This is a genomic window from Roseburia sp. AF22-2LB, from assembly GCF_003461125.1.
GTDB lineage: Bacteria > Bacillota > Clostridia > Lachnospirales > Lachnospiraceae > Roseburia_C > Roseburia_C amylophila.
Map to the genome: position 1 here is coordinate 67,147 of NZ_QTWM01000004.1, position 20,957 is coordinate 88,103.

19 protein-coding genes are annotated in these 20,957 nt (G+C 41.2%); 16 read left to right on the top strand and 3 right to left on the bottom strand.

The genetic code is table 11. The features are described 5' to 3' along the window. The first annotated feature begins 162 nt into the window (after positions 1–162). The 9 genes from DWX96_RS14425 to DWX96_RS07615 all read left to right on the top strand — a co-directional run bounded on the left by DWX96_RS14425 (position 163) and on the right by DWX96_RS07615 (position 7,916). On the top strand, positions 163–330 hold the full coding sequence (locus DWX96_RS14425; RefSeq protein WP_022244373.1) for a hypothetical protein: 168 nt from the start codon (positions 163–165) through the stop codon (positions 328–330). An 11-nt stretch (positions 331–341) separates the two neighbouring features. Beyond that, entirely contained in the window at positions 342–1,424 is a 1,083-nt protein-coding gene (locus DWX96_RS07585; RefSeq protein WP_330408398.1) for an ATPase, T2SS/T4P/T4SS family, read from the top strand. Continuing rightward, positions 1,411–2,673, top strand: a complete 1,263-nt coding sequence (locus DWX96_RS07590; protein ID WP_118057152.1) for a hypothetical protein — start codon at positions 1,411–1,413, stop codon at positions 2,671–2,673. The genes DWX96_RS07585 and DWX96_RS07590 overlap by 14 nt, the downstream gene beginning before the upstream one ends. A gap of 8 nt (positions 2,674–2,681) precedes the next feature. Then, positions 2,682–3,056 (top strand): hypothetical protein, encoded by a 375-nt coding sequence (locus DWX96_RS07595; RefSeq protein WP_117698834.1) that lies wholly within the window; start codon positions 2,682–2,684, stop codon positions 3,054–3,056. 116 nt (positions 3,057–3,172) lie between these two features. Next, entirely contained in the window at positions 3,173–3,316 is a 144-nt protein-coding gene (locus DWX96_RS14265) for a hypothetical protein (RefSeq protein WP_156454680.1), read from the top strand. 5 nt (positions 3,317–3,321) lie between these two features. Then, a complete protein-coding gene (locus DWX96_RS07600; RefSeq protein ID WP_118057153.1) occupies positions 3,322–3,765 on the top strand; it encodes a hypothetical protein in 444 nt (147 codons plus the stop codon). Beyond that, positions 3,762–4,397 carry a hypothetical protein gene (locus tag DWX96_RS07605; protein ID WP_118057154.1) on the top strand — a complete coding sequence of 212 codons (636 nt, stop codon included), beginning with the start codon at positions 3,762–3,764 and terminating at the stop codon, positions 4,395–4,397. The genes DWX96_RS07600 and DWX96_RS07605 overlap by 4 nt, the downstream gene beginning before the upstream one ends. Before the next feature lie 10 nt (positions 4,398–4,407). Beyond that, entirely contained in the window at positions 4,408–7,059 is a 2,652-nt protein-coding gene (locus DWX96_RS07610; protein ID WP_158561828.1) for an InlB B-repeat-containing protein, read from the top strand. A 77-nt stretch (positions 7,060–7,136) separates the two neighbouring features. After that, positions 7,137–7,916, top strand: a complete 780-nt coding sequence (locus DWX96_RS07615) for a hypothetical protein (RefSeq protein WP_118057156.1) — start codon at positions 7,137–7,139, stop codon at positions 7,914–7,916. A 32-nt stretch (positions 7,917–7,948) separates the two neighbouring features. Here DWX96_RS07615 and DWX96_RS07620 read toward each other — a convergent pair whose 3' ends face one another. Then, positions 7,949–9,199: an HlyC/CorC family transporter gene (locus tag DWX96_RS07620; protein ID WP_117698829.1), complete on the bottom strand. Its 1,251-nt coding sequence runs from the start codon at positions 9,197–9,199 to the stop codon at positions 7,949–7,951. A 1-nt stretch (position 9,200) separates the two neighbouring features. Further along, on the bottom strand, positions 9,201–9,440 hold the full coding sequence (locus DWX96_RS07625) for a hypothetical protein (RefSeq protein ID WP_022244383.1): 240 nt from the start codon (positions 9,438–9,440) through the stop codon (positions 9,201–9,203). A gap of 139 nt (positions 9,441–9,579) precedes the next feature. Here DWX96_RS07625 and DWX96_RS07630 point away from each other — a divergent pair, with 139 nt between their 5' ends. From DWX96_RS07630 to DWX96_RS07645, 4 genes are all read left to right on the top strand, one after another. Next, positions 9,580–10,221, top strand: coding sequence for an HAD family hydrolase (locus DWX96_RS07630; RefSeq protein ID WP_118057157.1), 642 nt, complete (start codon positions 9,580–9,582; stop codon positions 10,219–10,221). 355 nt (positions 10,222–10,576) lie between these two features. Beyond that, positions 10,577–10,900 (top strand): PadR family transcriptional regulator, encoded by a 324-nt coding sequence (locus DWX96_RS07635; RefSeq protein ID WP_022244385.1) that lies wholly within the window; start codon positions 10,577–10,579, stop codon positions 10,898–10,900. Continuing rightward, positions 10,897–11,625, top strand: a complete 729-nt coding sequence (locus DWX96_RS07640) for a DUF1700 domain-containing protein (protein ID WP_158561829.1) — start codon at positions 10,897–10,899, stop codon at positions 11,623–11,625. The genes DWX96_RS07635 and DWX96_RS07640 overlap by 4 nt, the downstream gene beginning before the upstream one ends. Then, a complete protein-coding gene (locus tag DWX96_RS07645; RefSeq protein WP_118057159.1) occupies positions 11,622–12,404 on the top strand; it encodes a DUF4097 family beta strand repeat-containing protein in 783 nt (260 codons plus the stop codon). Before DWX96_RS07640 ends, DWX96_RS07645 begins: the two co-directional genes overlap by 4 nt. Before the next feature lie 86 nt (positions 12,405–12,490). Here DWX96_RS07645 and DWX96_RS07650 read toward each other — a convergent pair whose 3' ends face one another. Next, positions 12,491–13,057 carry an ECF transporter S component gene (locus DWX96_RS07650; protein ID WP_022244388.1) on the bottom strand — a complete coding sequence of 189 codons (567 nt, stop codon included), beginning with the start codon at positions 13,055–13,057 and terminating at the stop codon, positions 12,491–12,493. Positions 13,058–13,267: 210 nt separating this feature from the next. Here DWX96_RS07650 and DWX96_RS07655 point away from each other — a divergent pair, with 210 nt between their 5' ends. The 3 genes from DWX96_RS07655 (at position 13,268) to DWX96_RS07665 (ending at position 20,762) form a co-directional block, all read left to right on the top strand. Next, a complete protein-coding gene (locus DWX96_RS07655; protein ID WP_118057160.1) occupies positions 13,268–14,500 on the top strand; it encodes a CapA family protein in 1,233 nt (410 codons plus the stop codon). Between the two features lie 106 nt (positions 14,501–14,606). Beyond that, entirely contained in the window at positions 14,607–16,370 is a 1,764-nt protein-coding gene (locus tag DWX96_RS07660; RefSeq protein ID WP_118057161.1) for a S8 family peptidase, read from the top strand. Positions 16,371–16,493: 123 nt separating this feature from the next. Beyond that, a complete protein-coding gene (locus DWX96_RS07665) occupies positions 16,494–20,762 on the top strand; it encodes an EAL domain-containing protein (RefSeq protein ID WP_118057162.1) in 4,269 nt (1,422 codons plus the stop codon). Positions 20,763–20,957: the final 195 nt, after the last annotated feature.

Genomic DNA, 20,957 nt, shown 5'->3' on the forward strand with positions numbered 1-20,957 from the left:
ATGAAAATGTAAAATTTTTATAAAAATGAAAAAATATATTTACAAAAAAAGAAAAAGCAGGTATGATTAGAGCCATCTTATTTATCTTTTTTTATCCGGGAGTTTCCTCCCAAATATTCCAAACAGTGAAACGAAATTCAGTATGGAAAGGGGTTTTCTTATTTGAAAGAAATTTTTGAACAGTATGGTGGGGTAATTATAACAGTAGTTGCGATTGCAGCATTAGCAGCACTTGTGACAGCAATTATGGGAAATGGAACCAGTGGCCCCGTTTATGATGCATTTAAGAACTTAATTGATAACTTTGGAAATAACATCGGAACACCATAGGAGGGGATGACTTGGACAGACAGGAACTGGGTATCCGGATGGAGCCGGATTATTTTGGCCCCCTTTGGCGTTATGTTCGGAATGATAAGATTACAGATATTGACTATAACGGAAACCAGTTGTGGATTACAGATGTAGAAAATGAACGCTATCTGATTCGAAGTCATGGCATTACAGAGAAGTTTGTAGAGCAGTTTTCCCATCGGATTGCCAATGAAGTGAGCAAGCCTTTTAACAAGAAAAATAATTTGTTGGAGGCGGAGACCAACACGCTGCGTATCAGTATTGTGCATGAATCTGTTGCCATATCCGGCAGGAGTATCTGTATCCGTAAGTCAATGCCAATGTTGCGTATGCAGGTAAAAAGGATGGTGGAGGATGAGTATGTAGCTGTTCCGGTACTGGAATTGCTGACCAATTGTGTGGCTGCAAAAATGAATTTTGTCTTTTGTGGAGAACCGGGGGCGGGAAAGACAGAATGTGCAAAATTTTTTTCGCAGTTTATTCCGGCAGGAGAGCGTGTCATTACAATAGAGGATAATCCGGAATGGCATTACAGTCAGATTAATCCCGGAAAAGATTGTGTGGAACTGCGAATTAATCCGGATTTTGATTATACCAAAGCCATTAAGACATGTCTCAGACAGAATCCATCCTGGATTATGTTATCGGAGGCACGTTCTACGGAAGTAAAGTCTTTGTTGGAATGCTGGTCTACCGGAATCCGTGGATTTACCACGCTTCATACAGATGATGTGCGTAAAATTCCGGATCGTATTTTAAATATGATGGAGAGCCGTATGGATGCAGACCGCATGGAAAATGATGTATACAGCTATGTTGATGTTGGAATTCTGCTGCGGAAGAAAATGAGTGCAGAAGGAAAATTGTATCGTTATATAGACCAGGTCTGTTTCTTTGTAAGAGAAGAAGGAAGAAATGAAATACATATGCAGGTGGTGGATGGCAATCTTATGGTGAGAGAACTTCCAAAAGGGCTGATTGCGCGTATGAAGCGGCATGGAATTTCCGAGCCATTTGATAATCCGATGATACAACATCGTCTGGAAGGAGAAGAATATGAAAAAGAATGAGCGTTTCGTTGCCTATGGAGGCTGTTATGGATTATTGCTGCTGGCAGCATTTTTATTACAGCTTAAGTGGCAGGGATATATCTGCTGCAGTATTGTATTTGTTCTTGTTATGTGGCGTATGGATAAAGTGTTGAAGGAAGAAAAGAAGCAACAGACCCGTCTGCAGGAAGCAGAATTGTATATGGAGCAGATGCTGTATGCATTTTTGCAGAATCCGAAAATCTTATCTGCACTGGAGACAGTTTGTATATTGTTTGAACCGGGGGCCATGCGGAAACAGATAGAAACTGCAATCTTTCATTTACGAAAAGAATATGACAGCAATATGAAAGAAGAGTTAGATGCGATTGAGCAGCAGTATGAGAATCGCAGAATGAAAGAGATTCATGCGTATTTTCTGATGGTAGAACAGTATGGCGGAGCATACGAGACAACGGTGGAATTGCTTTTAGAGGATTTGCAGAAGTGGATGGAACGGGTCAGACTGCATCAGCAGGACTGTAAGAAATATCGAAGAAATGTATTCTTAGCGGTGGGTTTATCCATTCTGGTATGTGCAATAACGAATCATTTGCTGCCAAAAGATATTGAATTATCGCAACTTTTGGTTTGCCAGATTGCATCAATTCTTTTTCTGTCCTTGGATATGCTGATTTGCTTCCGGGCAATGAAGCGTACCTGCCGCAACTGGTTGAAGGAAAGGGAATCTTATGGAGAAGGGGATGAAAAGAAATATCGTTATGTGCAGTTCCATAAAGGCGTGCGCAGTAATTTCTACCGGAAGTATTTGAGAAAGAAAATGGAAAAGGAATTTCCGCAGTGGTTAATGGACATTTCTTTATTGCTTCAGACTGAAAATGTACAGGTGGCATTCTATCGTATCCGGCCGCAGACACCGGAGGTTCTAAGACCAGCAGTGGATGATATGCTGGAAGAACTTTCACAGAATCCGGAGAGTCTGGAACCATATCTTAATTTTTTAAAAGATTATGATTTACCGGATGTGCATTCTGCTATGCGGATGTTGTATGCATTATCCAACGGCGGATATGGAAACAGTGAAAAGCAGTTAAGTCAGATTTTAAAACGGAATCAGGAACTTTTAGATAAGGCAGAAAGAGAACAAAATCAGGATTCGCTGGCCGGATTATATGCATTGTTTTTAGCCCCGGCATTGACTGGAGCAGGAAAAATGATGATTGATATGACGGCATTTCTGGTGGTATTTTTAGCAAGCGTACATAGATAGGGGATTAGATGGAACAGGTAATAAAAACATATCTTGGAATATTTCTGATGATGCTGCTGTCAACAGTTGGAATAGGTATTGTTGCAGCAGAAGCGCAGATTTGTCAGGCAAGAAATTTTAAATCGGATGTGGTAGTGGAACTGGAAAACAGCAATTATAACCGGGAAGTAATAAATGCCTGTATAAAGCAGGCTGATGAATTGGGCTATCAGCTGCAGGTTAATTTATATGAGGATTCCGGAGCTATAACTGTATGTGAAAATGGAAACGTGCCGCCCGTGGAAAAGGAGGTAACCATGGCGGAGGTGATATTGCATTACGCATACCGGATGGGACCATTTCACAGTAAAACGGAGCATAGTATCCGGGGATTTGGAAGGTAGATTTATGAGAAAAATTATGGAGGATTATGGACAGGCAATCATCTATGCAGTACTTGGAAGTGGTTGTATCGGAGTGTTGTGGTATTTGCTTGGTTATGTCCGGTAAGGGGATAAAAATGCATTTTTTTATGGAAGAATATGGTGGACTTGTGATAGCGGTTCTGGCAGTCATTGTTATGACAGGAATTTTATTTGGACTGTTTTCACAGGGAGGTTATCTTTATGAAATGATAAGCAGGGCACAGGGGGCATTGGGGTAAAACAAATGAAAACATTATGGAAAGAATATGGACAGACAGTAATTATCGTATTAGTGGCGGCAATGTTACTGATATTATGCTTATGGGGATTTCGCATAATTGGAAGTGGGATGGAACGTCCGGCAGCCGGTGCAGATGTTGGAAATAATATGGACGGAAAAATGTTAAAAGATATTCATAGCCGTCAGGTTCCGGTGATTATCTATGAAGATCATCGCATCTTAACGATTGCAGATAAGATAGCGTTATCAGAACTGTTTCACGCAGTGGATGCAGATGGAAAGGAACTTAAGATTGAGATAACTGATATCAGAAATCAGGCAGGAAAAACAGTAGAAGATATTTATGAAAAGGCAGGAATCTATGAAATAGAGGTGCGGGCAGAAGATGCATATGAAAAGCGGACGGTTTCCCGTTTCCGGATTCCGGTAAATGGAGGCGGTATATGAAACAGATGGTATTTGGGGTATTGTCCGGTGGCATTGTCATACTTTTTGTAGTGATGCTGCTGACCATGCAGCATAAGAATGTGCGAAAAGAAGAATTAGAACAGAGTCTTACCGAAGCAATGGAAACAACATTGCAGATGGTACAGGCGGATGCAGACAGAGATTATACTTCCGAAGATATGAGGACATTACTGATTCGAAATCTGGTTCCGCAGATGAATTCCGATTCAGAATTAACTGTTCGGATGATTGCAGCAGATGCAGAAAAAGGATTACTTTCTGTGGAAGTGGAAGAGTATTTTTCGTATCCGGGCGGGAAAGAGGGCAGCATACAGTGCTGCCGTACAATTCTTACAGATGACGATGGGAATGGAGAAGAAACGGAGAAAGGGGAAAAAGAAGTGGCAATGCAGACGGTAATCTTTTATCGCTCCAGGGAAGAAATGGAACAGGGAAAATCTTATTATAAGAAGCTGGAAATACAAAAGGGGGATTACTGTACCTCTCCGGCAGAACCGGTTTGTGATGATTTGAAAAAGAAGTTTTTAGAGTGGCGGGACAGCAAGGATTATCTCGCGGATTTTACACAGTGTGTAGAAGAAAATCAGACATATTATGCAGTATTTGAATAGGGGGGTAAGCATGAAAAAGAAGGTGCGAAAGGGAGTATGCCGTTTCCTTTGCGGATGCATGATTCTTTTTATGAGTCCGTGCAGTATTCAGATGATAAGTGCGGAAACGGTAGAAGAAACTGAGGTGGCAGAATCTGAAAAAGCAGAAGTATTAGAAGCAGAAGTATTAGAAACAGAAGTATTAGAAACAGAAGAAACCAAGCAGTTGGAAGAAATGCCGGATGAATTGACTTCATCTGTTTACGGAAGTGCGCAGACCTGGTATCCGGAAACTTCCGGGTATTTCATATTGATAGTTCGTGACAATGCAGGTGGAAGAACAGCTCGTTACCGGATTGACTGTAATATAGGGGAACGTCATTCCAATGGGATTAATTATCGAATCTATTATAAAATGTATCTGATTGGGGGAGACGAGCTTGGCATTACATTAGAAGATAGGGAATATTATACCAGACATGATAATGCAACTTCTGAAATAGGAGCAAGGGAATATCATCTTCCGGTTACGTTTCGTCTGCCGGAGCTGGGGCATCATTTTGAAGGAGTGTCTACCAGCAACTGCTATCAGACATACTTTGAGAGTATGGAAGAGGAAACCTGTAGTTTTGTGGTGGACACCAACGGATGTGGAATGACACCCTGGGGAGATGATGGCGCATGGCATAATGATAATATCGAAGTAAATTATCTCGAAAATCGTTATACCATTCATTATGATGGAAATGGGGCTACCAGCGGAACTGTTGCTTCTCAACCGGATGTGCTGTATGGAAAACAGATTCAATTACAGCAGAATCAGTATAAGAAAGAGTATACAGTAACCTTGGATGGAAATGGTGGAACATCTGAGGCAGAGAAACTTACCGCGGAAAGCACCTTTGCCGGGTGGGAAGATCATAACAGTTTTTATTATAACGGAATAGAATTTCCGTGGTATGCATTTGATGCCCCCTGTTATGCAAAAGCAAATCAGGATTTACTGGAAAGTTTCGGGTTTAATAAGGCAGCATTAGTAAAACATTTCTATCAGTATGTGATACAGGGCAGGGAACGAAGAATATCCAGTCCATATTTTCGATTGACGGATTATATGAAATATGGAGGGGAAGATTTAAAACAGGCATTTGGCAGCCGGCGTGAGTCATATTTATTACATTGGATAAATCGTGGATATAATGAGCATAGAGAGGGAATAGGCACAATCGGTGTGCCGGAAGCGTTATCGGAACTTTCTGTATACGAAGATAAGGCACAGGTATTAAATTTATCTTCAAAGCATAAGGGAGAGGTTCTATTAAAGGCACAATGGAAGGATGCAGAAGTAATACTTCCATCCGCAAAGCGCAGTGGGTATGCGTTTGCCGGCTGGGCAGACAGGAAAGATGCTAAAGAGCCGGTATATAATTCAGGAGATAAGGTAGTGGTAACGGAGAATCAGACCTTTTATGCCATCTGGAAGAAATCAAAGCCACCGGTTATAGAGCGGACGATATCGATTCAGAATGGAACGGATGGATTCTATACATATGTCTTTGTGCGGGATGGCGGAGATGGAATTAAAAAGACTGCTTTTGCGGTGTGGAGTGAAAACCAGGGTCAGGATGATTTGACGGCAGAATGGCAGATGTCAGAATTAGGAGAAAAAGGGGACTATTTTATAGAGGGGCAAAACTATAATTACCGTTATTATACCTCTGCTGTAAAACATAAGAATGAATATGGAAGGCATCTGATTTCAATTTATGCATATGACAGTCTGGATGGCTATGCAACAGCAGATACGGATTTTTGCTATTGCTTTCCAATCATTTTTGATGGAAATGGAGGCCTGATCGATGGAGAAGAGACAAAGCAGGAGAGCCGATATTATGGGACACCCTATGGAGAAATGCCAGACGCCGTGCGGGAGAACTTCCTTTTCTTAGGATGGAGCACAGAGCCGGATACAGAACAGGACAAAGAGGAAGATAAAAAGCCGGATGTAATATGGCAGGAAAAAGAACTTATCGGGGAAGAAGATGTTTTTTGCCATGCAGGGGAACAGAGATTATATGCACAGTGGGATGAGAGTCCTGTTATTGAGGCAAAAGATCAGTATTATAGTTTGACGGATGCAAGAAGCGGCAGGATTACAGAGGAAATACTTTTGCAGCAGGCATGTGCAAAGGACAGAGAAAACAGCTCAGAAGATAATCCGGAAGGTATCTTAGAGAGCGGAGTAGATGAAGAGAAGAATACTGTTTTTTGCGTGGAAGATTATACGGAAGAAGAGTGGAAGAACTTTGCGCATGAAGGAACCACCACGATTACTTATTATGCAAAAGATGCAGTTGGCAATGTCAGCAGAAAACAGGTTACCGTTTATCTGGTGGATACTACCTCGCAACAGGTGGAGGACAAAGAAAAAACGTTTCGATTTATCAGTGAAAAATATCTTGATACCATAACACAGGATTCTATTTGGAGGAGAGAAGAAAATTACAGACAGTTAGAAGAGGCATTGCAAAGGAATACGGCTTTAGAAGTCTGGAATTTATCACATCAACAGATGAATGAGATGAAAGAATATGAATTGCAGCATAATACTGGAAAAATGACGGAAATAGAGCGTTTTCGGAACAAATTTATCCATTGTATCGGTGAATATGCCGAAATTTAGAAAGAAAGAAGAAATTGGTTGCACAATAAAAATGACTTATGGTATAGTTGGAGAAAAGTGAAAGGAGTTATGAAAAATTGAATCCAAAGAAAAAAATATTGATTTTATCAGGCTGTCTGCTTACAGTGGCAGCTGTAGTTGGTGGTACATTTTTCGTACAGAAGAGCAGTAATCATGTTTTAAACAAAACATTCATAGGAAAATTCCACGAAGCAGAGGAGCATACTGCAACAGGAGTTGTGGTTTGTAAGACGGAAGCATTGCAGGAGGTATTTCAGCAGAAGAAAGAAGAGGTTCTGTTGGCAAAGCAGGAAGTGCCGGATGAATCCGAGGGAAAGAATGAGAAAACCGATAAAAAGGGAACACAGGAAGTGACACCGGGAAAGGAACCAACAGAGCCGGCATCAACTACAGGAGGGCCGGCCCCTTCAGCTCAGAAAAACGCAACGACATCTGGGGGACAGGAACCTGTCGGTGGAATTCCAGCAGCACCATCAAATGCACCATCGGAAACTCCGGCAGCACCATCAGAGACACCGTCGGAAACTCCGGCAGCACCATCAGATACACCGTCAGAAACTCCGGCAACGACACCGACAGAACAGCCGGCAGAGGAAACAAAACCAGCAAATCCATGCCCGTATCCGCTTTGGACAGTGATGAGTTTTGATGATGGAACTATGGGATATTACTGGCCGATGGATTATGATATTGCAGATGCAGTAAGAGTGGACAAGGAATTGTATGAATTACATTATACCAGACTGGTAAGTACAACTTTTGTGGGAAATTATGATGGCGCATATCATGTAAGATTAAGTAAATTCAGTTATCATATTCCGTATGCAGATGACTGATGATAGAAAAAGAAAGGTATATCGAAAACTCCCTAAGGAGTTTTCAGATATACCTTTTCGATTCTGTTCTTATCCATTTTTTCAACCCGGAGCAGGATTCCATTTTCTGTGGTAATGGATTCTCCCTCGTCCGGAAGATGGTCTAAATGTTCTAAGATATAGCCGCCAATGGAATCATAATCTTCTGACTCTAAATGAATCCCCAGTTTTTCGCACATATCATAAAGGTTCATGGAACCATTGACCAGGTATTCTTTTTCACTTAAAGCAGTAATATCAGCTTCTTCATTGGCATCATATTCGTCATGAATTTCGCCTACAATTTCCTCTAATAAATCCTCTAAAGTAACAAGACCGGCAGTTGCACCATATTCATCTAATACGATAGCAATGTTGAGGGAAGAAGCCTGCATTTCTTTTAATAATTCAGCAGTATTCTTATGCTCATATGTAAAGAACGGTTCCCGCATAATAGAGCGGATGGAAAAATTCGTCCGGTCATCATAGAGCAATAAATCCTTTACATTTAAAATACCAATGACATTGTCCGTGGTATCTTCATATACTGGTAATCTTGTATATTTGGCTTCCCGGAAAATCTCTAATAATTTTTCGTAGCTGGCATTGACATCTACGAAAGTCATATCTATGCGGGGAACCATAATTTCTTTTGCTTCAGAATCAGTTAAATCAAACACATTATTAATCATATTGCGTTCTTCATTCTCAATAACACCGGATTCGTGACTGACATTTACGATAGTACGAAGCTCGGCTTCTGTCATGGTCTGCTTCTTGGCATCAGGATTAATATGCAGGAGCTTTAAGAAGCCATGGGAAAGCATATTAATAATAAAGATGACAGGAGTAAGAACCTTCATAAGAAAGCTGACAACTCCGGAGTACGCCAATGCCAGTTTTTCGGAATGTATGGTAGCAATTGTTTTTGGAGTGATTTCACCGAAAATCAGAATCAAAACAGTTAAAATTCCAGTTGATATTCCGGCAGCAACACTTCCGAAAATGCGGATGGCAAGTGCTGTAGAAATAGCAGAGGCGGATAAGTTTACAATATTATTCCCGATTAAAATAGCGCTTAACATCTTAGATGAATGATCCGTGATAGCAAGCACGCGCTTTGCCCTTACATTTCCTTCATCTGCCAAGGTCCGCATCTTAATCCGGTTAACGGTTACAAGGGCGGTTTCAGCAGAAGAAAAGAATGCTGATAAAAGAATCAGTATGACAAGACTTACTAATTGGATGATATCTGTTCCACTCAAATTAGTCCACCTGCAGATTGGAATAGTAATCCGTAAGAGCACTTAAATCTACCTCTGTATAGGATACCGGTTTATTTGCTTCATGATTTTTATAAATGGAGAAGCCTGCCCAGCCTATGATAAGTGCAATGACAACAACGGTAGCGGTATAACCCAGATAACGCTTGCATTTCTCCTGTTTCATTATTTTTTTACGATTTTTCTTTTGTTCTTTATAACGGTCAACTTTTTCCTGACTCATAAGAAATCTCCTTGCAATTTTTTTAATAATAATGGTATTATACACCATGTAGGAATAAAATTGAACAAAAAATTCAAAAACTAATAGAAAACTAATAGAAAACTAATAGAAAACAGAAAAATAGAAGAAGGAAAGAAAAATGAAGCAGGGAATAATTTTTGATATGGATGGAACTCTGTGGGATTCTACAGTCGGTGTGGCAGAATCCTGGAATGAAATATTAAAACAGGAAAAAGTGAACCGTACACCTCTGACTGTAGAGGATTTTCGTGGAATCATGGGAAAAACAATGGATGTTATTGCAGCAAAATTTTTCCCGGATATGCCGGAAAAAGAGCGGATGGAACTTTTAGATAAATGTGGCGAATATGAAAATGAATATCTGTCCGGGCATGGTGCAGTGTTATATCCCGGTGTGGAAGAAACCTTAGCAAAGCTGAAGGAAAAATATGAACTTTATATTGTAAGCAATTGTCAGAGCGGATATATTGAGGCTTTTCTTTCTTATTATAACTTAGGAAAATATATTTCTGATATAGAATGCTATGGAAATAATGAAAAACAGAAGGAAGATAATATTGCTCTGGTAGTATCCAGGAATGCACTTACCGATGCAGTCTACGTGGGAGATATCCAAAGCGATTACGAATCCAGCAAAAAGGCAGGAGTCGCTTTTATCCATGCTGCATATGGATTTGGCACAATTGACGATGAAGTACCGGAAATTGAAAATTTGTCACAGCTTCCGGAAGTGGTAGAGAAAGTATTTGCCGGAAAATAATTAAAATAGAAAACAGGAAACGAATGTAGAAATAAGAGAAAAAGAGTCTTGGTTGTTTGAAAAGAACGAAGCAAGGCTCTTTTTTTGCTTTACAGGAAATTGCTTTCCTGTAAAGTAAAAAACGCTCCGCGAGGATGCGCACTGCGGCGTATAAGGTAGATGTCGCAAGCGACCGCCGCAGGCGCGGGAATGTGCCAAGGCACATTCTTTTTTCTTGCCCGGCATTCGTAAAAGGCTGCCAGTGACAGGTCCTATAGGTTGACAAATAATATTATATGATATATAGTATTGGATATGAAATAGTAATGTGTTAAAAATAATATTATATTTATGAAAATCTGGAGGGAGTGATTGCATGGTATTTAATACAGGCGCAGCACTTCTGGATGCAATTGTTTTAGCTGTAGTATCAAAGGATGAGGAAGGTACTTATGGTTATAAGATTACGCAGGATGTGCGGAAAGCCATTGAAGTGTCAGAATCAACGCTGTATCCGGTGCTGCGAAGATTGCAGAAGGACGGTTGTCTGGAAGTATACGACAGAGAATGTGGGGGCAGAAATCGAAGGTATTATAAGATAACTGGGAATGGAAATGAAAGATTAACATATTATCGGAAGGAATGGGAAAATTATTCTTCGAAAATAACAGAATTATTTTCCGGAGAGGAGAAGATATGAACAGACAGGAGTTTATGAGAAGGCTGGAGCAGTTATTAGAAGGAATTCCGGAAGAGGAAAAACGGGAAGCAATTGCATACTATACCAGCTACTTTGAGGATGCAGGAGAAGAAAATGAAGAGAAGATAATCCGGGAATTAGAATCTCCGGAAAAAGTGGCAGCAACCATCCGGGCAGATTTCCCAGGATGCAATAATAGTGAGACAGCATCTTCCGGTAACCAGCAGAATTATAACGGTGCAAGCCAGAGTATGGGACAGCAGAATTATAACGGTGCAAGCCAGAATATGGGGCAGCAGAATTATAACGGAGCGAGCCAGAATATGGGGCAGCAGAATTATAACGGAACGATCCAGAGGGAAGACAATACCACAAGAAATATTCTGCTTATAATCCTGCTGGTGCTTACTTCACCAATCTGGGGCTGTATTTTAGTAGCAATTGGTGGAACGTTAGCAGGAATTATCGGAGGACTATTTGGAATAGCAGTTGGTTGTGTAATTGGTGGAGTAGCGGTAGTCGGTGTGGCAATTACAATTTTGGTGACAGGAGCAATCTCCTTAGGCTTTATCTCAATGGGAGCCGGACTTCTGATGCTTGCAATTGGATTATGTGCGGCCGGACTTCTGGTTCTGGTATGTGGAAAGTTTCTTCCATGGTTTGCAAAAGGAATTGCAAAATTATGGCAGTCACTGTTTAAGAAGAAAGGGGGCGCTTGCGCATGAAAAAAGCATTAAAAATTATTTTTGGTATTGCATTAGGCTGCTTTCTTTTAGGCTGCGTGGTATTAGGAATTGGAATTGCAACCGGTGGAACCATGCGGGAATTTGTAGAAGCAGTGCAAAATAATAAATTTGCATTTCATTGGGATATAACTGACTGGGAAGGACAGGATAAAGGAACAGCCAGTACAGAAGAGGCTGCATTTGCACCGGAAGATGTGAAATCACTTGATATCGATATGGATGCAGGAATGTTGAAAGTAGTCAAAGGAAAAGGCAAAGAGATTAAGGTAATAACAACTTCTAAAAATGCAGAGATAGAGACTGTATTGGAGGACGGAACATTAACAATCAGCGAAAATTCCCATGCAGCATATTGGGGAGATGGAGTGCATCGTTTACAGGTGGTTATTGAAGTGCCGGAACAGCTTGAGTTAGAGGAACTTTCGGTTGAAGTAGGAGCAGGAAATATTGATATAAAAGAAGGACTGCTGACGACAGCATATGCAAGCTTGGATGTGGATGCCGGAAATCTTGATTTTTCCGGTGAAGTAAAAGGTGATTTAGACGCCAATTGTAATGTGGGAAATATGGAATTGAAATTAACCGGAGAGCAGCAGGATTACAATTACAGTTTAAGCTGTGGTGTTGGTTCTATAAAAGTAGGAGATATTTCTGTTGCCGGACTTGGCAGAGATGATGAAATCGATAATGGTGCAGATTATGATATGGATATAAACTGTGACGTGGGAAATGTTGATGTAATTTTTGAAAAACGATGAGAAACACGCTTTGCGGGCTGCCAGCATAAAAATGATAGCAGATAATGTGAAAAGACATTGCCTGCTATCATTTTTTATAAAATTATTTACTTGGAAACCCACTCATTTACATCATTGATTTTACTTAAAACCGGGAGCAGAATCAGGCAGAGAATAATGCCGACAACACCCTGGACGATATTGAATGGAATACCTGCAGCAGAAGAAGCAATTCCGGTAGCAAGAGCAGCGGAGGAGAAAGAACCGCTGGCAAATGCAGCAAGACCTGCTTCAAACAGGAAGTAGCCAAGTACCATAAGAGCCTCACCTACGATACCGCCGATAACAACGCGGACACTGCGGTTAGCTTTGGAAGAAATGTTAAGCCGCAGTTTGTGGAACAGAAGTCCGGCGATGCATGCGGTCAGAGCCTTGATGATTAAAGTGGCAGGAGCCCAGGTCATATAGCCGGAGAAAATATCAGCAAACATGGAGCCGATACCAGCGGCAAGTGCACCAATTCCAGGTCCTAAGATAATACCACATAGGAGTACCAGTCCGTCTCCTAAATGAATATATCCAAAAGTTGGTGTAGGAATCTTAATAATCATAGTTGCAATGCAGGTAAATGCAGCAAGCAAGGCCGCAGTAACCATTTTCTTTGTATTTTTCATAATAAAGTAAATCCTTTCTTTGGTATGTGATCTGCAAATCGTTTTCCCTATCATATGTAAAATGTGGTTTGATTAAAATAGCCAGATATAACAAATATGACCATGTCAGTTTAAAGACAAAAGGAGTATACAAATTTTTACGATTGCCGAAATGCTCATTCATTGATAAAATAGTCACGGAAACATGACTACAAAAAAGGAGATAAAATAATGAAGAAAGAAGTTCGGATTGCATTATATATAGTTTCTATAGTGTGTGTGATTCTGCTGGGTGCAGCAATGATATATGCATCCCATCACGGTGGAAGCATCCGCCAGAAGGACAGCCGGCAGACTGCCGCAACAGCAGGGACAGAAGCGGCAGAAGACAGCAAGGATAAAAATGGAGAATCCGATTTAAAGACCAGTGATAAAACTGACGGTAAAAATGATGCGGAAGCCGGAAAGGATGCAGCTTCTGAAGATGCAGATAAGAATACGGAAAAAAATGAAGAAACAACAGATGTAACAGAAGATACAACACTGATATTTACCGGAGACGTACTTTTTGCCAATTCTTTTAAAACAAACTATGATGCCGGAGGCATAGATGCTGTCATAGATAATGGCATGAAAGAGCTGCTTGTAAATGCAGATATTACCATGGTAAATGAAGAATTTCCGTTTAGTAACCGGGGTACCCAGATGGAGGACAAGCAGTATACCTTCCGCACAGACCCATCCTATGCAGCCGCATTAAAGGAAATGGGCGTGGACGTGGTCACTCTGGCAAATAATCATATCCTCGATTATGGAAGGGAAGCATTGAGTGATACGTTTACAACATTAGATGGACAGGGCATTTTATATGCCGGAGCAGGGGACAGCGTAGAGCGGGCGCAGGAAGTGCAGATAATAGAAGTAAATGGGAAAAAGTATGGATTTCTTGCAGCATCCCGTGTACTTCCGGTTGCCGGCTGGAATGTAGAAAGCGCAGTACCGGGAGTCCTTTCTACTTATGATGAAACGCGGTTTGTCAATGCCATTGCCGAAGCACGCAGTCAGTGTGATGTGCTGGTGGTTTATGTCCACTGGGGCTTGGAACATCAGGAAAAACCGGAGGCATATCAGAGAACACTGGCACAGAAATATATTGAAGCCGGTGCAGATGTAGTGTTTGGTGCACATTCCCATTGTCTGCAGGGCATTGAATATATCGACGGAAAGCCGGTGTTTTACAGCCTTGGCAATTTTGTTTTTGGCAGCAGCATTGAGCGCACCATGGCAGTGGAAATGGTAGTGGATAAGGATGGTGCAATTTCTTATAAGCTGGTGGGAGCAAAGGCAGAAAATGGAAAGACCAGACAGATGAATGAATTAGAACAGCAGCAGTTGAATGACTATATCAACAGCATTTCCTTTGGCGTAACGGTGCAGGATGACGGAACCGTAACACCACAATAAGAGACAGCAGAGTATGAAACAGTATTGGTACAATAAGCTGAAAAGAAGTGCATAAAAATACCGGATTGCGATAGAGTAGTAATAAAAGAAATTGCCGGGAGATGGAATGAACAGTTCGAAACGGGAAAACTTACTGAATCTGGCACTGGATGCAACGGAAGAGGAAAGACAGCAGTCCTTAAACTTAAATGTAGGATATCAGGAAGAAACGGACACATGGGAAGTCATTGTAAAATATACCGGAAGTCTCAGAAAATTAGAGGAGATATTTCCGAATATTGAAGTTACAGAACTGAGCAATGAATATGCAGTTATCCGGCTGCCGGAGGCTTTGATGGATGCGGTAACAGACCGGACAGAAATTGAATATATGGAAAAACCAAAGAGGCTCTTTTTCTCTGTACAGCAGGGAATCAGAGCCTCCTGCATTACGCCCCTTTATACAAGAAAAATGGGGTTAGGGGGAACGGGATTGAGTGGGAAAGGTGTGATAACGGCATTTTTAGATAGTGGCATCGATTACAGACACCCGGATTTTAGAAAGGAAGATGGAAGCAGCCGGATTCTGGCAATCTGGGATCAGACCATTGCAGGAAATCCACCGGCGGGATTCCGGCTTGGAACGGAATACGACCGGGACGTAATCAATGAAGCATTGCAGCAGGAGGATATACAGGAGGGGTACCGTATCTGCCCCAGCCGGGATTTATCCGGGCACGGAACCCATGTGGCAGGAATCGCAGCGGGAAATGGAAGATCATCCAATGAAAGAAACCGGGGCGTGGCATATGAAAGTGATTTGCTGGTGGTAAAGCTTGGCACACCGGGAAAAAATTCTTTTCCAAGGACAACAGAGCTGATGCTTGGAATGGATTATATTCTCCGGAAAGCACTGGAACTTAAGCAGCCGGTGGCAGTAAATATAAGCTTTGGCAATACCTATGGTTCCCATGATGGAACCTCTCTTCTTGAAACCTATTTATCTGATATGGCAAATTACTGGAAATCGGTTCTGGTGATTGGCACCGGAAATGAAGGCAGTGCCAGAGGGCATACCTCCGGGCAGCTTGTAATGGGAAGAGAACAGGAAGTGGAATTTGCAGTAGGAGAATATGAGCCTGCGTTAAGCTTACAAATCTGGAAATCCTATGCGGATATTTTTTCCATCCGGATGACACATCCCAGTGGGAAAACGGTGGGGATTATCCGGCAGCTGCAGGGCCCCCAGAGATTTACTATCGAAGGAACGCAGGTTTTATTATATTTTGGAGAACCAAGCCCTTTCAGTCCTTTTCAGGAAATCTATTTTGATTTTCTTCCGGTGGAAAATTATATCGACAGCGGAATCTATAAAATAACGCTGATACCGGAAAAGATTGTAACCGGGGTCTATAATATGTGGCTGCCTTCCCTTGCGGTCATCGGAGAAGCAACCGGATTTTTATATCCCACAGAAGAGACAACGCTTACAATTCCATCCACTGCCTATAAGGTAATTTCGGTGGGGGCCTATGATGCAAGATATAATCAGGTGGCAGCCTTTTCCGGGAGAGGGTTCACCAGAGAGACCAATCAGGTGAAACCGGACATCTGTGCGCCAGGGGTGGACATTGAATCCTGTGCACCGGGCGGCGGTTATACCGTACGAAGCGGAACTTCAATGGCAACGCCATTTGTAACCGGGACGGCAGCACTTTTTATGCAATGGGGAATTGTAGAGAAACATGATGCTTTTTTATATGGGGAAAAAATAAAAGCATATCTCATCCGGGGAGCAAGACCACTGCCGGGATATTCTTTTTTCCCAAATCCAAGGCTGGGCTGGGGTGTATTGTGTGCAGCGGACAGCCTGCCATCGGATGCCGGATGAATACGGTTGTGCTTTTATGACACTTTTCTGAATAAATATTGTAAAAAACGATAATTTGATGTACAATTAAATAATGCAGGAAGGAATGTATAGACAGAAAAATATATATTTTTTGGAGGGGCTATGCAGGAGAAGAATACGCTGGATGAATTGTTTAAAGGGAAAAAAGGATTTGCGGAATGTTACCAGACTCTGCAGTTATTAAGTGAAAGTACCGATGATTATTTATTTCTGGCAGATTTAAAAGAGGGTAAATTTTATTTCGCCAGCAATGATATATCAAAGAGATATGCATTGCGCATGGATGAAAACAACAGCTGCGGCATAGATGACTGGAAAGATATTGTATATGAAAGAGACTTAAACCAGTGGGTTAATGATATGGAATCTATCTGCTCTGGAAAAAGCCTGATACATGATTTGGAATACCGGCTGGTAGACAGAAACAGCAATCTGGTCTGGATCAGCTGTCGTGGGAAAGCTGAACTGGATGAGGATGGAATCCCTTATGTAATGGTGGGAAGAACATCAGATACTGTCCTTTTGGGAAAGACAGATTCACTTACCGGACTTTTTAATAGTACTAAATTAATGGAACATCTGGATGAAATGCTGAACAGCAGAAAAGAAGGTGTTTTACTTGTTCTTGGTGTGGATAATTTTAAAAATATCAATACGAAATATGGAAGAGGCCACGGTAATTTTATTTTAAAGAGGATTGCGGCTCTTCTGGAAAATAGTATTGATGAAAACATAAAAATTTATCGTCTGGATGGTGACCGGTTTGCAGTTAATTTTGTGGGATATGATATGGAGGCTGTGCGTGAGGTATACCAGAATATACAGATGAAGATGATGGAGAACTGTACCTTTTCAGCAGGTGCAGTCTGCTATCCGATGTCCGGAATCAAGGATGCCAATACACTGTTTAACTATGCGGAAAGTTCTCTGGACCGTGCCAAGAAGAGCGGTAAGAACCGGTTGATTCTTTTCTCAGCAGAAGATTATGAGAAACAGTTGTCGGTTATTGACTTAACAGAAGAAATCAGAAAGAGTATCCGCAACCAGTGTGATGGATTTTATCTTCTCTTCCAGCCACAGATTGGGATGAGTAATTATGAAGTAGTGGGAGCAGAGGCACTGCTTCGTTTCCGCTCAAAATATCATGGGGTGGTGTCACCAAATCTTTTTATTGGAATATTAGAGCAGAGCGGAATGATTGTGCAGGTGGGAAAATGGGTATTAAAGGAAGCCATTGCCCAGTGTGCAAAGTGGCGGCGTTATAATCCGGAATTCCGTATGAGTATTAATCTTTCTTATATACAGTTACAGCAGCCGGATTTAAGCCAGTACATTTATGATTTATTAGAACAGGAAGGAATTCCCGGAGAAGCTATTATTCTGGAACTGACAGAAAGCATGCAGTTACAGGATTATACCAAATACAATCAGTTATTTTATCAGTGGGGCAAGCGTGGTATACAGATTTCCATGGATGATTTTGGAACCGGATATTCCAGCTTAAGTTATCTTAAGAGTCTGGCAATTGATGAGATTAAAATTGACCGCTGCTTTGTCAGCCGGATTAATATGAGTGCATACAATTACCGGCTTCTTCGTAATATTTTGGAACTGGCAAGAAGTGCACAGATCCGGGTAGTATGTGAAGGGGTAGAAACACCGGAGGAATTACAGACACTTGCAGAGCTTGCACCTGAAGTTTTACAGGGGTTCTATTTCAGTAAACCGATTGAAGAAGAGCTGTTTGAAAAACAGTATATTTTTGGACATGTAGAGGAAGAACGGTGGCAGGAAGATTGTGGGAATAGCACAGTGATTCTGCCGGAAGCAGGAGATGGTACCGATTATAAAGCAATATTAGACCAGTTAGAAGAGATGGTCTATGTCATAGATGCGGAAAGCTATGAGTTATATTATATGAACTCTGCCGGACAACGAATCAGCGGCGTCAGTGATTATGCCGGCAAGAAATGTTATCAGGTATTAGAGGGCAGGGAAGAACCGTGCCCAGATTGTAATATGGCAAAATTAAAGCATAAGAAGTTTTTGACCAGATATGCAAATAATGAATTCTTAGGAACCCAGATGTTGATGAAGGATAAATTAGTAAACTGGGGCAATAAGGCAGCACGCCTTCAGATAGGTATTGACATGAATACCATCAATATTTCCATGAGCAGGCTGGAAGAACAGTTAGAAGTGGAAAAGGGCATTGTGAAAGCCTTGGAAGAGGCGAAAGAAAAAGAAAATGAAGCTGATATCATCAGTGAACTTCTTCATCATACCGGGGAATTTTATCAGGCAGACCGCTGCTATATCTTTTTATATTCCAAAGAGGCAGATAGCTGGAGCAATGTCTGTGAGTGGTGTGAAAATGAGATTCAGAGCCAGCAGCTTTACCTCGCATCAGTACCGGGTGACCGGGTAAAACTGGTGATTGGCAGTCTGAAGGAAGACAGACCGGTTATTATCAAAGATGTGGATATGTATCGGGAGTCAGCACCGGATTTGTGGAAAATATTAGTGCATCAGGAAATACGCAGGCTGATGCTTCTTCCATTGTTAAATGAAGGTCATTTATTTGGATTTATTGGTGTGGATAATCCGAAATACCGCCCAAATGATAAGACTTTTCTTGCCAGAATACGTCCTTTTATTTCAAATATACTGATTCGTGACGGAATGATGGATGTAAAGAGTGAAATGATAGCCCGTATGACGGGTATGCTGAAGGAAGAAAATATATTACAGTCTGTAAAACTGGGACTGTGGACGCTGGAACTGGATACGGTCAATGGAAAGAACCGTCTGTATGTGGATAAGAGCATGCGCAGCATTCTGGGCATAGACGACATTATGAACAGCGAGGAATATTTCAGGTTCTGGTATGATAACATCAGTGATGGTTATTACGATTATGTACAGAATGCATTACATGATATTATTACAACCGGAAAGATTATTGAGATGGAATATACCTGGAATCATCCGGAACGTGGAAAAGTGACAGTACGCTGTGTTGGAGTGCTTGGTCATCAGGAAAATGGTGTCTATACATTAAAAGGATATCATCGTATCAATAATGATATGATTCGGAAAAAATTTTTAAAGAGTCAGGAATATGAACGTATGGAGTATAATGAGAAGAAACATACCATTTATTTCCATACAAATCGTTCTATGTTAAAGGGAAATCAGCTAAAAGAGGTTGGATTTCCGGAAAGCTGGGAGGATGGAATGGTACATCCCCATTTCCGGGATGTATTTCATGCAGCGTTTACCGGTGTAGAATATAGAAAAGAGAATCAGGTATTAGAAATTCTTTTAAAAAACAAGCAGGATGAGTTTGAATGGTTCCGTCTGGATATCTGTAAAATCGGAGACCAGAAACAGGATGAAAATTTGAGGATAGTTACTATTTATCAGATTGAAGATCATCAGAATATCCAGTTAAAATATTTACAGAGAGAGGACTTTTATCAGGCAATGCTGTCGGAGACCGTGGCATATGCTGAGGTAGACCTGAGTAATGGTAAGATTCAAAGCAGTGGTGGACTCTGGAAAGATTACGTAGCAGAGGGCGAGCGGGAAGCATTAAATTATATGAAGGTTTTCAACCGTCATATTGATGAACTGGTATTAGAGGAAGACCAGTTTGGATGCTATGATGTATTAGAGCAGGAAAAGATGGTTTATAATTATAACAGTGGAACGGCTACTGTGAATTATCAGCTTCGCAGAAGGATGGCAAGAGGAAGTTACCACTGGATGGAGCTTACCGTACATGTATTTCAGGAGCAGGTAACAGAAAATATGTATGCACTGCTGTATCTTAAGGATATAGATGGACAGAAACGCCGTCAGCAGGAACAGGAGCGTGCAGCCAATACCGATCCGTTGACGAACGTACTGAACCGGCGGATATTTGAACAATATACCAGCCATTATGTATTAGAAGAAACAAAGAAAGGGGAAGTGTGTGCACTTCTTATATTGGATATTGATAATTTTAAACAGATTAACGATACCAAGGGACATCCATATGGAGATAAAGTATTGCGTACTTTTGTGGATACCATTCATGAAAGCTTCCGCTGTACCGATTATATAGGAAGACTTGGTGGGGATGAATTTGTAGTATTGTTTAAAGGATTTGGCTCAAAGAAAACATTGGATAAGAGACTGGCACGGATGCAGGAACAGCTGCGGGAGAAGCTTCCGACTCCGGTATCCTGCAGTGTTGGAATCACCCTGATTAGAAAAGACAGCTATAACTATGAAGACAGTATCAGGCAGGCAGATAAAGCTTTGTATACAGCGAAGCATAAAGGAAAGGATACCTGTTGTTACTGGGAAGAGTCAGAAAAATAGGCATTGACGGAGACAAAAGGTATATGTTATGATGATGGCGTATCAGGGAGTAGTTCGCACCGGATAGCCGGTGTTGTATTTTTCGTCATCACGTTATCTGAAGAGGGATAACCGGAATATACACTGCAGAGGAACGAGACTTTTACCGTATTATTTTGATGCGGTAAAAGTGCTCGTTCCTTTTTTGCTTTACAG